Genomic DNA, 14,322 nt, shown 5'->3' with positions numbered 1-14,322 from the left:
AAGGTAGGAACAGTGGCTGCCAAGAGCAAGGGTGCACCCAACCTCTACGGATCGTTCATCCACTCCGCCCCCGGCGCGTTCCTGGCGGGCAAGCTGGGCCTGCCCCAGCCGGCCGACCTGCGCCGCTACACCCCGGGTGAGCCGGCCCTGCCCGGCCCGGTGCTGCTGGGTGGTAAGGGCCGCGTCGCCGAGCCGGTGCGTGCGCTGCTCTCCGACTACACCTTCGCCGATGCGCTGACCCCCGGCACCAAATACGGCGCCCTGGTCTTCGACGCCACCGGCATCGGCACCATCGACGAGCTCGAGCAGCTGTTCGAGTTCTTCCAGCCCGCGATGCGCAGCCTGGCCGGCTCCGGCCGCGTGGTCGTGATCGGCACCACCCCGGAGCTCACCGATTCGGTGGACGGCCAGATCGCCCAGCGTGCCCTCGAGGGCTTCACCCGCTCGGTGGCCAAGGAGCTGCTGCGCGGCGCCACCGCCCAGCTGGTGTACCTGCACCCCGAGGCGAACGCCGCCGCCACCGGCCTGGAATCCACGCTGCGGTTCCTGCTGTCGGGTAAGTCCGCCTTCGTCGACGGCCAGGTCATCCGGGTCGGCAAGGACGATGCGCAGGCCCCCGCCGACTGGAACAAGCCGCTGGACGGCAAGGTCGCCGTGGTGACCGGTGCCGCGCGTGGCATCGGTGCCACCATCGCCGAGGTGTTCGTGCGCGACGGTGCGAAGGTGATCGTCGCCGATATCCCCGCCGCCGGTGAGGCATTGTCCGACACCGCGAACAAGATCGGCGCGACCGCGCTGGCCCTCGACGTGACCGCCGCCGACGCCGCGGAACGGCTCGCCGACTTCGCCCTGGAGCGCTTCGGCGCGCTCGACATCGTCGTGCACAACGCCGGCATCACCCGCGACAAGCTGCTGGCGAATATGGACGAGGGCCGCTGGAATTCGGTCATCAACGTCAATCTCGCCGCCCCGCACCGGATCACCGAGGGCCTCGTCGCCAAGGGCGCCCTGAAGGCCGGTGGCCGCGTGATCGACGTGTCCTCCATCGCCGGTATCGCCGGCAACCGCGGCCAGACCAACTACGGCGCCTCCAAGGCGGGCGTGATCGGCATGGTGAACGCCGAGGCTCCGAAGTTGGCCGAGAAGGGCATCACCATCAACGCCGTCGCCCCCGGCTTCATCGAGACCGCGATGACCGCGGCCATCCCGCTCGGCACCCGGGAGGCCGGCCGGCTGATGAGCTCGCTGCTGCAGGGCGGGCAGACCGTCGACGTCGCCGAGACCATCGCCTACTTCGCCGGCCCGGCGTCGAACGCGGTGAACGGCAATGTCGTCCGCGTCTGCGGCCAGAGCCTGATCGGTGCCTGATGACCGAGACGATCACCCTCACCGAAACCCCTGCGAACGGCGGTCTCTACGCCAAGGCGGCGCTGGGCGCCGTCCCGCTGCCCGGCCCGTTCTCGGCGCGTAAGGCCGATATCCCGGACCGGCAGGTGCAGCTCGACGGCGTCCGGGTCGACCCCGATCACCTGGCCGCCTACTGCCACGCCACCGGCCTGCGCTTCGGCGACACCCTGCCGCTGACCTACCCGTTCATCCTCAGCTTCCCGCTGGCGATGCAGCTGGTGGTGGCCCGGGACTTTCCGTTCAGCGCCGTCGGTGCCGTGCATTTCGAGAACGTCATCGAACGCACCCGGCCCATCTCGCTGGCCGAACCGCTCGATTTCACCACCCATGTCGAGAACCTGCGCGAGCACCCCAAGGGGCTGCTCGTCGATGCGATCACCGAGGTGAGCGTCGGCCGGGAACAGGTGTGGCGCCAGGTCACCACCTTCCTGCACCAGCAGCGCACCTCGCTGTCGGGTGGCCCGAAGCCGGAACCGAAGCCGGAAGAGGTGCCGCCCCCGCCGCTGCGGGCGCTGCGGGTCGATCAGAAGATGATCAACCGCTACGCCGCGGCGTCCGGCGACCACAATCCGATCCACGTCTCCGGTCTCGGTGCCAAGGCGATGGGTTTCCCGAAGACCATCGCCCACGGCATGTGGTCCGCCGCAGCGATTCTCGGCACCGTGGAGGGGCGCATTCCGGACCGGGCGGAATACGCGGTGAAGTTCGGCAAGCCGGTATTCCTGCCGGGCACCGTCAATGTGTATGCGGATCGAGTGGGTACCGGCTGGGACCTTTCGATGCTGCACCCGAAAAAGGGCTACCCCCATCTGACGGCAACACTGCGCTGAGTGCAGAATTCGAGGGCCGGGCACCTGACAGGTGCCCGGCCCTCGCTGTTTTCGCACCTGGCCGGGGTTGTTCGGCAAGCCCCGAATTACTTGGGCAGTATTTTCACGGGCGCATGAAGTGGGGGCGGCCGATTTCCTGAATTTACCGAATCCCGGTGATAGAAATTCATCGTCGTCGGCGAATGGGTCGACAATTGGTAAACGAGGAGATTCACTTCATGCGCATGTTCCGTACCTTCGGTGTCGCGATCACGGCGGCGGCTGCTCTGACCCTGGCCGGCGCCGGTGCCGCAGTCGCCGAGGAAACCGATACCGGCTCGGCCGAAACCGTTCTGCCCCTGCTGACCGGCTCGGCCGCGAGTGAGACCGAGGCGGTCGCCGAGGAGGAGGGCACCGGCTCCTCGTCCGAGGACCTGTCGGCCATCCTCGTCCCCGTCCTCGAACTTCTGAACACCGGCAGCAGCGGCGGCGACGCCGGCGACGACGCCACCTCCTGATCAATCTGCCGCCCCGTTACCTCCGGCGGGGCGGCACATCGTTTGCGTCCCGGTCGCATCCAGTTCGCGCCGCCCGATTCCGGCGGCACCTCGTCGGTGAACTGGATGCGACTGTGCGTCCGGCGACAGTCGTCTCGGAGCTCATGCCAGCGCTTCCTTCAGGGCGGTGAGGTGCGACCGGCTCAGCTGGGCGGCCCTGGCCGGTTCGCGGTCGGCGATGGCCTGCACCAGTTCGGCGTGTGCCTCCTGGTCGCTGCCGGCCGCGTCTGCGTCGCATGGGGTGTGCGTCGGCTGCAGTTCGAGCATGTCGATCATGGCCTGACGGACCCGGGGCACGAATCCGTCGAAGATCTCCAGTAGGACGGTGTTGTGGGCCGCGGCCACGACGGCGCGGTGCAGCGCCATATCGGCATCGACGTACTCCTCGGTCGTCTGCCCGTCCGTGACCCGTTGGGCGAGAGCGCGGCGTATCGTTCGCACATCCGTTGCGGTGCGCCGCTGCGCGGCAAGGGCTGCGGCCTCGGTTTCGATGGCGATGCGGCCCTCGATGACCGCGGCGATATCGGCCTGCCGCAAGACGACGTCCCAATCGTCGCCGACGTCGAGTGCGGTGACGAAGACCCCGGCTCCCTGTCGGGTCCGGAGTACCCCGCGTCCGGCCAGTTGCCGGATCGCTTCCCGGACGGTCGAGCGTCCGACGCCGAGCTGCGGGCCCAGGGTCGTCTCGCCGGGTAGCTTCGCCCCGATCGGCCACTCGCCCGACCGGATCCGTTCGAGGAGGAGTCGCGCCGCTTGATCGGCCAGCGACGTTCTCTGCACCTGTTCCATGGATCGAGACTCTCTCAGGCCGATGCGCCGGTGTCGTCGGTCAGTGTGACGACACCGGTGGTGCGATCCAGTGCCGCGACCGTGCGTTCGGCGGCGGCATCGATGTGGATCCGCGGACCGGCCGGTGGTGCGCCGGGGTGGAAGGTGCCGGGCCCGTAGAACTGGCCGTAGCGCAGCACCACGCCGTCGAAGCCGAGCACGGCGTCCTCGAGGGCTCGGACCGCATCGGCGCCGTCGCCGGGAGGAAGTTCCCAGGCGACACTCTGCGCGAGGAGGCGTCGACAGCCGGCAGCCGTCGCGGCGGCAATGAGATTGCGGGTGCCCGCGATGCGAATGCGTGCGTTGCCGGCCCGCCGCGCCGGCAGCTCCGCTGCGTTGTCCGGCAGGTCGGTGAGTTGGTGGAGTACGACGTCGGGCCGGAAGTCGCCGATCGCCACCGTCAGCGCGGTCGCATCGTAGACATCGCACAGCACCGGCTCGGCACCGAGCGACCGGACCGTATCGGTTTTCGCCGCGGTCCGGGTCATGCCCGCGACAGTGTGGCCGGCTCGGGTGAGCAGCGGCAACAGGCGAGATCCGATGACGCCGGTGGCTCCTGCGACGAAGACTCGGAGTCCGGGGACGGCGGCGGTGGCGGCGGAAGCCGGTTCGCTACGCATGGGCGACATCTTACCTGTCTACTTGTCTGAGGAGTTGTGCTAGCGTGGCCGATATGCTGATCCAGTCCGCCGCACCCGCATGGAACCGGCAGCGTGCCTCCCGGATGCCTTCACACCGCTACCGCGACGTCCACACGCGGGTCGACGTCCCGCTCGGGGAACGAGAATGGCCCGGCCGCCGGCTGACTCAGGCGCCGCTGTGGGTGCCGGTCGACCTGCGCGACGGCAACCAGGCCCTGCCCGAACCGATGGACCCCATCCGTAAACGCCGGTTCTTCGAGCTGATGGTCGCCATGGGGTACAAGGAGATCGAGGTCGGATACCCGTCTGCCTCCCGGACGGACTTCGACTTCGTGCGGCTCGTCGCCGAGTCGGATATTGCTCCCGACGATGTCACGATCGTCGTGTTCACCCCGGCCCGCCGCGATCTGATCGAGCGGACCGTGGCCGCGATCCGCGGTATCCGCAACCCGGTGGTCATCCACATGTACACCGCCACCGCCCCGATCTGGCGTGATGTGGTGCTCGGGAGGGGGCGCGAGGAACTGCTGGATATGATCCTCGCCAGTGGGCGCGATGTGCTCGAACTGGCGGGGCAGCTGCCCAACGTCCGGTTCGAGTTCTCCCCGGAGGTCTTCAATCTCACCGAACCCGACTACGCGGTCGAGATCTGTGACGCGGTCACCGGCCTCTGGGATGCGACGCCGGATCGCCCGGTGATCCTCAATCTGCCTGCCACCGTCGAGATCGCCACACCCAATGTGTACGCCGACCAGATCGAGTACATGGACAAGCATCTCGCCCGGCGTGATGCGGTGATTCTCTCGGTGCACCCGCACAACGACCGCGGCACCGGCATCGCGTGCGCCGAACTGGCCGTCCTGGCGGGCGCACAGCGGGTCGAGGGATGCCTCTTCGGTAACGGCGAGCGTACCGGCAATGTCGACATCGCCACCCTGGCGCTGAACCTGCACGCCCAAGGGGTCGACCCGATGATCGACTTCTCCGATATCGATGAGATCCGCCGTACCGTCGAGTACTGCAACGGCATCGAAGTGCACGCGCGGCACCCGTACGTCGGCGACCTGGTGCACACCGCGTTCAGCGGCACACATCAGGATGCGATCAAGAAGGGCTTCGCCGAGCATCGGAACCGGGCAGCGGCCGAGAACCGCTCGGAGCGTGATATCGAATGGCGGGTGCCCTACCTGCCCATCGACCCCGCGGATATCGGGCGGGCCTACGACGCCGTCATCCGCGTCAACTCGCAGTCGGGCAAGGGCGGTATCGCCTACCTGCTGGAGGAGGAGTACGGGATCGAACTGCCTCGTCGGCTGCAGATCGACTTCGCGCGGCGAGTCCAGGAACGCGCCGACAGCACCGGTCTCGAACTCGACCCGGCCCAACTGCTCGCCCTGTTCGAATCCGCCTACCTGGCTGCCGGCAGCCGGGGGATCGAGCTACTCGCCCTCGAATCCGTGAGCCAGGACGGCATCAGCCGCACCGAGGTACGCCTGGACATCCACGGAGTCGAACACAGCGGCAAATACGACGACATCGGCCCCGTCGACGCCATCGTCCGGCTGCTGGAGGAGCAGAGCATCGGTGTCGAGATCCTCTCCTTGCACCAGACCTCGCTCACCACCGGCAGCGACAGTGAAGCGCTGACCTTCGTCGAATACCGCAATGCCGCCGGCACCCATTGGGCAGCCGGGCGGGACCGGTCCGTCCTCACCGCCAGCGTGCACGCGGTCCTGCGCGCGGCCCGCGCCACCGCACCTGCCTGAACGGCCGGCGTGGCGCACCGCAGGCGCGCACGCCGGCCGCGCCGCGTATCCGGGTGCCGGATCAGGGCACGTCGACGGTGCCCGAGCAGGTGACCGGGGGAACGGGGACGAAGCCGGTGTTGACGACGGAGATGTCGACTCGGACCGGGCCGGAACCGGTCGGCAGAGCGGTGAAGTAGACGGTGCCGCCGGTGCCGAAGAACGACGAGACCGGGGAGTGGCCGGTCACGGTGCCGGTGGCGCCGGTGGCGAGGTTGGTCCAGGTGAGTGTCGGGTTGGTCTGGTATCCCCAGAGGCTGGCGCCGGTGTTGATGGTGAACGAGGTGCCGGGGGCCTGGTAGGGCTCGTTCGCGATGACCTGGCCGGAGTAGGGCAGGTCGACGATGTTGGGGCTGATCCCGACACAGGACATGTCGACCAGTGTCGACCAGTCGGCGGCCGCGTTACCGGCGCCGAATACGGCCGCCGCCGCTGTCGCTGCGCCGACGGCGAGTGTCGCAGTGGCGGTCCGGATAACGCTCTTACGGTGCTGCGGCATGGGAAGCCTTCCTGATCGATCGAATTACGAACATTGACGTTCTGCTATCCATCGATCAAGCTACCCCGTTAACAGCTCGCACAGCGAGCCGACCACCGCTACTTCACGATCGAACCCCGGCGCGCACGCGCGGATATTCACCCGTCCGATACCCCCGCGCGCTACGTTGGAAGTGCGTGGTCGGCAGGGGGCCGCGCGGAGTACCGGAACGCCGGTGACGCCGAAGTGAAGAGGTGGTCACATGGATCCGCGAGATGCGGCTGCGGTCGATGTGGATACGCAGGCCCAGGTGATCGGCTCCGGTGACGACAGTGGGCTGGTCCACGAACTCGCCGAAACCGGGTTGACCGAGGCTGCGGTGATCGGCCGCGGCGGATTCGGCGTGGTGTATCGATGCGATCAGCCGGCCCTGGACCGGGTGGTGGCGGTGAAGGTGCTCTCCTCGGCGATCGACGAGGAGAGCCGCGAGCGGTTCCTCCGGGAGGAACAGGCGATGGGGCGGGTGTCGGGGCATCCGAACATCGTCGACATCCTGCAGGTCGGTGTCACCGATTCGGGTCGGCCGCTGATCGTCATGCCCTACTGTGCGCGCGGATCGCTGGAGGAGTACGTGCACGACAACGGCCCGTTGAGCTGGGCCGATACCCTGCGGGCCGGGGTGAAACTCGCGGGTGCCATCGAGTCGGCGCACCGGGCCGGGATCCTGCACCGGGATGTGAAACCCGCCAACGTCCTGATCAGCCCGTACGGCGAACCCCAGCTCACCGACTTCGGAATCGCGCGGGTGCCCGGCAGCTTCCGCACCTCCAGCAGCCTGATCACCGGTTCGCCCGCCTTCACCGCACCGGAGGTACTCAAGGGTGCGGACCCGACCGCGGCCTCGGATGTCTACGGACTGGGTGCCACCTTGTTCGCCCTGCTCACCGGGCATGCGGCCTTCGAACGGCAGGAGGGGGAGAAGGTGGTGGCGCAGTTCCTGCGGATCACCACCCAGCCGATACCGGACCTGCGGGATCAGGACATTCCCGGCGATGTGGCGCGGGTGATCGAACGCGCCATGTCGCCGGACCCGGCCGACCGTCCGGCCTCGGCCTACGAATTCGGTGAACAGCTGCGCACGGTGCAACTCGACCACGGGCAGGATCCCGACCATATGGCCCTCCTCGACGATACGGGCGCGACCGCCACGCGGCCGGAAGGCGGGCGCTCTCCGGTGACCGCGCGCCGTAGCCGGCCGCTGCACCTGGACGAGGGGCACCGGACCGGGCAGGCGACGGCATACGGTGAGCCGACGCCGGAATCGGCCGAGACCACGCCCGGCCCCAGTTCGACCAGCCGGTCCCGAGCCGCCCGGACCACCACGCTGCCGCCGACGCCGTCGACCAAGTTCCGGCCGCCCAGCCCGGCCCGGGCGCCGGTGCCGCGGCAGCGGTTGCTGGACGTGCTGCGCCGCGGCGGGCACCGGCGGCTCGCCCTGATCCACGCGCCGGCCGGGTTCGGCAAGAGCACCGTCGCGGCGCAGTGGCGGGCCGAACTGGGTTCCCGCGATATTCCGGTGGCCTGGTTGAGCTTGGATCGCGACGACGACAACGAGATCTGGTTCCTGGCGCACCTGATCGAAGCGATCCGCGGAGTCCGACCGGATGTCGGTGCGGGTCTGGTGCAGGTGCTCGAGGAACGATCCGACGATGCGGCGGCATTCGTCGTCGCCCGGCTGATCGACGAGATCCACGAGAGCGACCGCCCGGTGGTGGTGATCGTGGAGGACTGGCACCGGATCCAGGATCCGGCGGTTCGGCGGGCGATGGCGACCCTGCTGGACAACGGTTGTCACCACGTCCGGTTCGTGGTCACCAGCCGGGAGACCCGCGGACTGCCGATCGGGCGGCTGCGGGTCCGAGACGAACTGGTCGAGCTGAGTTCGGCGCAGCTGCGCCTGACCGGTGCGGAGACCAGGCAGATCCTGGTGGAGCACAACGGGTTCCCGCTCACCGATGACCAGGTGGAACAGATCCACGCCGCAACCGACGGCTGGCCCGCGGCGATTCAGCTGGTCAGCCTGTCCCTGCGCAACGACCCGGACCCGCACCGGCTGCTGGCCTCGCTCGCCGAGGGTGGGCACGGCATCCGGGAGTACCTGGCCGAGAACGTGATCGACGCGGTGGAACCGGAAATGCTGGAGTTCCTGATGGCGATCTCGGTGGCCGAGCGGGTCAACGGTTCGCTGGCCGCGGCGCTGGCCGAGGACGAAACGGCGGTGCACCGGCTCGAACAGGCCGTGGAGCGGGAGCTGTTCCTGCGTCGATGCGAGCAGGATCCGGAATGGTTCACCATGCAGCCGCTGTTCGCCGAGCATCTGCGGGCCCGGCTGGACCGGGTGCATCCGGGCCGGGCGAAGCTGCTGCACCGCCGGGCGGCCCGGTGGTTCGCCGAACATCAGCTGCTGCGTAAGTCGGTGGATCACGCGCTGGCGGCAACGGATATGAAGCTGGCCGCCGACCTGCTGGAGAGCGGCGGCATGGACCTGATCGACGGTTCCCGGCTGGCCACCCTGCTCGGCTCGGTCTCGAAACTTCCGGTGCAGCAGGTGACCAACCGGTCGAAACTGCTGATGGCCGTGGCGCGGGCGAATGTGAACCTGCAGCAGTCCACGCCGGCCCGGGCCGCCCTGGGCCGGTTGTCCAACCTGCTCGCCCGCGGTAGTACCGGCGCGGATCCCGGCCGGGAACGTTGCGCGGCGACCGTGCTGGACATGGCCGACCGGATCGCGCACGACGACACCGCGGGCGTCGCCGACATCCTCGCCCGGTGTCTGAAGGATCCGGAGCAGCTGCCCAGCTGGGTGGTGTCCACGGCTGCCAATCTGACCTCGTTCGTCCGGCTCTGCGATTTCGACTTCGTCGCGGCCACCCGGATGCAGGACTGGGCCGATACCTATCACACCGAATCCAAGGATCCGCTGGGCGCGGTGTTCGGGTTGTGCGCAAGGGGTGCGGCGGCCTACGAGCAGCTCGATATCGACACCGCCACCGACTGCTACCAGCGGGCCTACGACACCGCCCGGGACCGGGCCGGCTGCCATTCGGACGCCGCCCGGGTGGCGGCCGCACTGCTCGGTGAGCTCGCCTACCGGCGCGGGGACCTGGACACCGCGGACCGGCTCCTCGACGAGAGCCACGAACTGGTCACCCGGGTCGGCCCGGTCGATTTCCTGGTCGCCACCTTCGTGGTCGGTGCGCGCGTGAAGGCGGTCCTCGGTGACCTGTACACGGCGGCGGCCCGGCTGGACGAGGGCGCCCGGCTGGCCGCGGAGCACGGCCTGGACCGGCTGGCCGACCAGATCCGGGCCGAACGGCTGCGGATCGGCCTGCCGGTGCCGCCGAACGCGCCGGTCGGCAACGGACACCACCCGGCCGTCGACCTGCACCGCAGACACGGTGCCGCCGCACTGATCGCCGAGGCGGCCGACCTGGCCGAGGTGCGCGCCCTGCTCGCCGAACAGGGCGGTCGCGCCGATGACCGGGCGGCTCGCCGGGCTCGGGCCCGCTACGCGCAGACACTCGACCAGCACCGTCCCCGTGCCGAACTGGACGCCACCCTGCTGCTGGCCGAGGCCCTCGCTGCCGCCGGCTGGGTCGGCGAGGCCACCGGCCTGCTACTGCCCGCCCTGTCGACCTGCGCTGAACTGGGCTGGACCCGGCCGCTGCTGGATGCCGGCCCGGGCGTGGTCGCGGTGCTGCGGGTTCTGCACAGCCGCGCCATCGATGCCGGTCCCATGACCGAGCAGCTGCCACACGACTTCCTCGACCGACTGCTCGCGTAGCGCCGGTAGCGCCCGCCCGGCGGCCGATCGCTACGGCTGCCACCACGGGCGCAGCGGGACCGTCCACTTGCCGTCGCTGCCCAGTTTCACCCCCAGCACCTGGTGCAGTTGCACGACGTTGCGCTGGAAGCCCAGCTCACAGCCGGCCATGTACAGGCCCCACACCTTGGCGGTGCCCTCGCCGACCTCGGCGACGCAGTCGTCCCAGTTGTCCACCAGGTTCCGGCACCACTCGTGCAGGGTCAGTGCGTAGTGCTCGCGCAGGTTCTCCTCGTGCAACACCTCGAGGCCGATGTTCTGGATCTCCGAGATTATCCGCCCGGAGCCGATCAGCTCGCCGTCCGGGAACACGTAGCGGTCGATGAAGTCACCGGCCTTGGTGGTGCGGGTGTTGTCCGGCCGGGTGATGCAGTGGTTCAGGAACAGGCCGCCGTCGCGCAGCTTGTCCTGGATGAAGCCGAAATAGGACGGGTAGTTGTGCACGCCGATGTGTTCGGTGAGCCCGATCGAGGACACCGCATCGAACCCGGATTCCGGGATGTCGCGGTAATCGCTGTGCCGGACCTCGGCCAGCTCGCCCAGCCCCTCCTCCTCGATCCGGGCCTGCGCCCAGCCGGCCTGTTCCGCGGAAAGCGTCGCACCGATCACCCGGACACCGCGCTTGGCCGCGTAGCGGACCATGCCGCCCCAGCCGCAGCCGATATCGAGCAGCCGGTCGCCTTCGGACAGGTTCAGCTTGTCGAAGATCAGCCGGTATTTGTTCTCCTGTGCCTGTTCCAGGTTCCAGTCCCGGTCCCCGTAGACGGCGCAGGTGTAGGTCATCGACGGGCCGAGCACCAACTCGTAGAACGCGTTGGACACGTCGTAGTGGTGGTGGATCGCTTCGGCATCACGCACCTTGGAGTGCCGCAGGCCCTCGAACGCGATCCGCCGCCAGCGGGGCAGCGTCTCCTGCGGTGGTGGCGGCACCGGCTTGAGCCGCTCCCACCCGAGCGAACGGGCGATGGTCAGCAGGGCGAGCGCGGAAGGCCGGCGGAACTTCATGTCCTGCATGGCCTTCAAGATGGCGTACGGGTTGCCGGGATGGACGCCGGTGGCCACCATGTCACCGGCGATGTAGGCGCGGGCCATCCCGAGATCACCCGGGGCGGTGGCCAGATAGTTGATCCCACGCGGGTTCTTGATCTCCAGCCCGAAGGGGGAGTCGGGGTCGCCGGTGGAGCTGCCGTCGTAGGCGGTCAGCCGGACCGGGACCTCCCCCTCGACCAGGGTTTCGAAGATCTCTGCGATGCTGAGCCTGGTGCCCAGCTCGGCGAAGACGTCGGAGCGTGGTCCGCCATTGTGCGCTCTGTCGGAGCGGTCCTTGTACATCGTCACTTGCGTTGCACCGCCTTCGAATACAGATCCAGCAGTCGTTTGTTCGGGTCGTAACGGTTCTTCAGTTCTCGGTACGCGTCGCCGCCGTACAGCCGGGCGAACTCATCTTCGGAGTAGAAAGCGTCCGAGTACAGCGATTTGTGCCCGTCGAATTCGGTGACAGTGCGCTCGATGGCTCGGTTGGCGGCGCCCTCGGGTGCACCGGGGACAGTGGGGACCGCCGACCAGAAACCGATGTTCACATAGGTCCGGCCCGGTTCCAGCGGGTACAGCGGCCACGGCCGGTCGGTTCCGGTGTCGGTGCCGCCGTCGCGCAGGCGCAGCGGGCACAGCCAGATCGGTTCGATCGGAATCTCGCGCAGGAACCAATCGACGAAATCGGCGGTGCGTTCCACCGGGACCTCGATGTCCTGCACCACGCGTTCCTGCGGCGGGTTGCCCTTGCGGGCCTCCAGTTTGTCGCCGATGTGGTACTTGCGGTCCAGAGCCACCAGCTTCCAGTAGAAGCTGCTACGCCGGTAGGCCTTGGGCCAGAACCGGCGGATCTTCGGGTTCTGGGTGCCGAACGCCCGGGAACACCAGAACCAGTCGGTATCCCAGCGCCAGAGGTAGTCGTGGATGCTCAACCGGTCCCGCTTCACCCCGCGGTCGTGCTGGAGCGAGCGGTAGTAGATGTGCATCCCGGTGTAGTCACTGACCGGGCCCGGCTCGTCGGTCTGCCGGCCCAGCGTCAGGTATGCCTCGGTCGCGGTGAAGACCACGCCGTCGAGGTAGTCGACCGGTTCGCCCTCGTAGCTGCGCTCGTTGACGATCCGGTCCAGGGTGTCCTGGAGTTCGACCAGGTCGTGGCAGCGGACGTGCCGCAGGGCCACGAACGGTTGTACCGGCTCCAGTTCGATCTTCAGCCGGACGGTGTACCCCAGTGTGCCGTAGGAGTTCGGAAAGCCGCGGAACAGTTCGGCGTCTTCACCCTCGGGCCGCACCGTGACGATCTCTCCGGCCCCGGTCAGCACGTCCATCTCCAGGACGGATTCGTGCGGCAGGCCGTTGCGGAACGAGGTCGACTCGATGCCCAGCCCGGTGACCGCACCACCCAGGGTGATGGTCTTGAGCTGCGGGACGACCAGCGGCGCGAGCCCGTACGGCAGGGTCGCGGCGACCAGATCCTCGTAGGTCGTCATCCCGGCGACATCGGCGGTACGGGCCGCCGGATCGACCGAGATGACCTTCGTCAGGCCGGAGACGTCCAGGCCCGGGGCGGTGCTCTCGGCACGGGCCCGGAACAGATTGGAGGTCTTCTTCGCCAGCCGGACGTTCGCATCGGCGGGTATCGCCCGATAGCTCGCCAGCAGGCGATCCACTCCGGTGCGGTGCGCGGTGTATCCAGACTCGTATGCGGCCGGTGCGTGGCCGGCCTTCCCCAACAGACTCACTGCCACGCCTCGACGCTAGTACGCCGTTGCTCCCGCAGCCAGTACAAGATCGATGCCGCGCGGCAAATGTCACGGAGATGTTGCCCGGGGAATACCCGAGACATTTCTCCGCAAACTCGGTGGCGTTACAACGCTCGCCGCCCCGACAGTGCACGGCCCAGCGTCAGTTCGTCGGCAAACTCCAGATCGCCGCCCATCGGCAGGCCGGAGGCGAGCCTGGTGACGGTCAGTCCCGGGAAATCGCGCAGCATGCGCACCAGGTATGTCGCGGTCGCCTCGCCCTCGGTGTTCGGATCGGTCGCGATGATGACCTCGCCGATCTGCACCCCGTCCTCGGTATCGCCGATCCGGGTGAGCAGATCCCGGATACGCAGCTGATCCGGGCCTACACCACTGAGCGGGTCGAGCGCCCCGCCGAGCACGTGGTACCGGCCACGGAACTCGCGGGTGCGCTCGATCGCCTGGACGTCCTTCGGTTCCTCGACCACGCAGACCACGCTGCGGTCCCGGCGCGGGTCGGCACAGATCCGGCAGAGCTCGCCGGCGGCGACGGTGCCGCACACCGCACAGAAGCGCACCCCGTCGCGCACTTGCTGCAGCGCCGCCTGCAGCCGCTCGATCTCCGGCGGTTCCACCCCGAGCAGGTGGAAGGCGATGCGCTGCGCACTCTTCGGGCCGACTCCGGGCAGCTTGCCCAGCTCGTCGATCAGATCCTGAACCGGACCCTCATACATCAGAAGTCGGGCAGGCCGGGCATGGAACCGCCGCCCATCGCGGACGACAGCGGCCCCAATCGCTCCGCCGCCAGCTGCTGCGCATTCGCCATGGCATCGTTGACCGCACCGATCACCAGATCCTGCAGGCCCTCGACGTCCTCCGGATCCACCACCTTCGGGTCGATGGTCAGCGCACGGATCTCGCCGCTCACCTTGACCGTCACCCGCACCAGGCCACCGCCGGCCTGGCCGTCGACCTCGGATTCGGCGAGTTCGGCCTGCGCCTGCATCACCTGCTGCTGCATCTGCTGCGCCTGTGCGAGCAGCTGCTGCATATCGAACTGCTGACCACCGGGTTCCACGGCACGTCCTCTCTAGATCGGGTCGTTACCGCCCAGCGTAGTTCACCGGCACCGCCGCCGGACCG

General features: G+C 68.5%; 12 protein-coding genes. 5 read left to right on the top strand and 7 right to left on the bottom strand.

The window, feature by feature from the left end; translation table 11 throughout:
- Positions 1–12 precede the first annotated feature (12 nt).
- The 3 genes from AC1HFH_RS00300 (at position 13) to AC1HFH_RS00290 (ending at position 2,734) form a co-directional block, all read left to right on the top strand.
- The gene (locus AC1HFH_RS00300) at positions 13–1,368 is read left to right on the top strand and encodes a 3-oxoacyl-ACP reductase (RefSeq protein ID WP_480245414.1); all 1,356 of its coding nucleotides are present in this window, start codon (positions 13–15) and stop codon (positions 1,366–1,368) included.
- Positions 1,368–2,237 (top strand): MaoC/PaaZ C-terminal domain-containing protein, encoded by an 870-nt coding sequence (locus AC1HFH_RS00295; protein WP_480245413.1) that lies wholly within the window; start codon positions 1,368–1,370, stop codon positions 2,235–2,237. Before AC1HFH_RS00300 ends, AC1HFH_RS00295 begins: the two co-directional genes overlap by 1 nt.
- Positions 2,238–2,455: 218 nt before the next feature.
- The gene (locus AC1HFH_RS00290) at positions 2,456–2,734 is read left to right on the top strand and encodes a hypothetical protein (protein ID WP_480245412.1); all 279 of its coding nucleotides are present in this window, start codon (positions 2,456–2,458) and stop codon (positions 2,732–2,734) included.
- 141 nt (positions 2,735–2,875) lie between these two features.
- On the opposite strand, the gene AC1HFH_RS00285 is transcribed toward AC1HFH_RS00290, so the two are convergent.
- Positions 2,876–3,562, bottom strand: coding sequence for a FadR/GntR family transcriptional regulator (locus AC1HFH_RS00285; RefSeq protein ID WP_480245411.1), 687 nt, complete (start codon positions 3,560–3,562; stop codon positions 2,876–2,878).
- Positions 3,563–3,576: 14 nt separating this feature from the next.
- Positions 3,577–4,221 (bottom strand): NAD-dependent epimerase/dehydratase family protein, encoded by a 645-nt coding sequence (locus AC1HFH_RS00280; RefSeq protein ID WP_480245410.1) that lies wholly within the window; start codon positions 4,219–4,221, stop codon positions 3,577–3,579.
- A gap of 104 nt (positions 4,222–4,325) precedes the next feature.
- On the opposite strand from AC1HFH_RS00280, the gene AC1HFH_RS00275 reads away from it, so the two are divergent.
- Positions 4,326–6,008 carry a 2-isopropylmalate synthase gene (locus tag AC1HFH_RS00275; protein ID WP_480247986.1) on the top strand — a complete coding sequence of 561 codons (1,683 nt, stop codon included), beginning with the start codon at positions 4,326–4,328 and terminating at the stop codon, positions 6,006–6,008.
- Between the two features lie 61 nt (positions 6,009–6,069).
- Here AC1HFH_RS00275 and AC1HFH_RS00270 read toward each other — a convergent pair whose 3' ends face one another.
- Positions 6,070–6,546, bottom strand: coding sequence for a hypothetical protein (locus AC1HFH_RS00270; protein ID WP_480245409.1), 477 nt, complete (start codon positions 6,544–6,546; stop codon positions 6,070–6,072).
- 241 nt (positions 6,547–6,787) lie between these two features.
- Between AC1HFH_RS00270 and AC1HFH_RS00265 the strand changes: the two genes are divergently transcribed.
- Complete coding sequence (locus tag AC1HFH_RS00265) at positions 6,788–10,369, top strand: protein kinase domain-containing protein (protein WP_480245408.1); 3,582 nt, start codon at positions 6,788–6,790, stop codon at positions 10,367–10,369.
- 30 nt (positions 10,370–10,399) lie between these two features.
- On the opposite strand, the gene AC1HFH_RS00260 is transcribed toward AC1HFH_RS00265, so the two are convergent.
- The 4 genes from AC1HFH_RS00260 to AC1HFH_RS00245 all read right to left on the bottom strand — a co-directional run bounded on the left by AC1HFH_RS00260 (position 10,400) and on the right by AC1HFH_RS00245 (position 14,257).
- Positions 10,400–11,740 (bottom strand): class I SAM-dependent methyltransferase, encoded by a 1,341-nt coding sequence (locus tag AC1HFH_RS00260; RefSeq protein WP_480247985.1) that lies wholly within the window; start codon positions 11,738–11,740, stop codon positions 10,400–10,402.
- Between the two features lie 2 nt (positions 11,741–11,742).
- Positions 11,743–13,179 carry an FAD-binding oxidoreductase gene (locus tag AC1HFH_RS00255; protein ID WP_480247984.1) on the bottom strand — a complete coding sequence of 479 codons (1,437 nt, stop codon included), beginning with the start codon at positions 13,177–13,179 and terminating at the stop codon, positions 11,743–11,745.
- Positions 13,180–13,304: 125 nt separating this feature from the next.
- Positions 13,305–13,913 (bottom strand): recombination mediator RecR, encoded by a 609-nt coding sequence (recR, locus tag AC1HFH_RS00250; protein WP_480245407.1) that lies wholly within the window; start codon positions 13,911–13,913, stop codon positions 13,305–13,307.
- Complete coding sequence (locus AC1HFH_RS00245) at positions 13,913–14,257, bottom strand: YbaB/EbfC family nucleoid-associated protein (RefSeq protein ID WP_480245406.1); 345 nt, start codon at positions 14,255–14,257, stop codon at positions 13,913–13,915. The genes recR and AC1HFH_RS00245 overlap by 1 nt, the downstream gene beginning before the upstream one ends.
- Positions 14,258–14,322: the final 65 nt, after the last annotated feature.

The organism is Nocardia sp. KT25-26, from assembly GCF_056627695.1.
This window is presented reverse-complemented; position numbering and strand designations above follow the sequence as displayed.

Bases quoted from the DNA above. Each gene is read 5' to 3' on its own strand.
- AC1HFH_RS00295 (WP_480245413.1), top strand. From the start codon at position 1,368: ATGACCGAGACGATCACCCTCACCGAAACCCCTGCGAACGGCGGTCTC.
- AC1HFH_RS00290 (WP_480245412.1), top strand. From the start codon at position 2,456: ATGCGCATGTTCCGTACCTTCGGTGTCGCGATCACGGCGGCGGCTGCT.
- AC1HFH_RS00285 (WP_480245411.1), bottom strand. From the start codon at position 3,562: ATGGAACAGGTGCAGAGAACGTCGCTGGCCGATCAAGCGGCGCGACTC.
- AC1HFH_RS00280 (WP_480245410.1), bottom strand. From the start codon at position 4,221: ATGCGTAGCGAACCGGCTTCCGCCGCCACCGCCGCCGTCCCCGGACTC.
- AC1HFH_RS00275 (WP_480247986.1), top strand. From the start codon at position 4,326: ATGCCTTCACACCGCTACCGCGACGTCCACACGCGGGTCGACGTCCCG.
- AC1HFH_RS00270 (WP_480245409.1), bottom strand. From the start codon at position 6,546: ATGCCGCAGCACCGTAAGAGCGTTATCCGGACCGCCACTGCGACACTC.
- AC1HFH_RS00265 (WP_480245408.1), top strand. From the start codon at position 6,788: ATGGATCCGCGAGATGCGGCTGCGGTCGATGTGGATACGCAGGCCCAG.
- AC1HFH_RS00260 (WP_480247985.1), bottom strand. From the start codon at position 11,740: ATGTACAAGGACCGCTCCGACAGAGCGCACAATGGCGGACCACGCTCC.
- recR (WP_480245407.1), bottom strand. From the start codon at position 13,913: ATGTATGAGGGTCCGGTTCAGGATCTGATCGACGAGCTGGGCAAGCTG.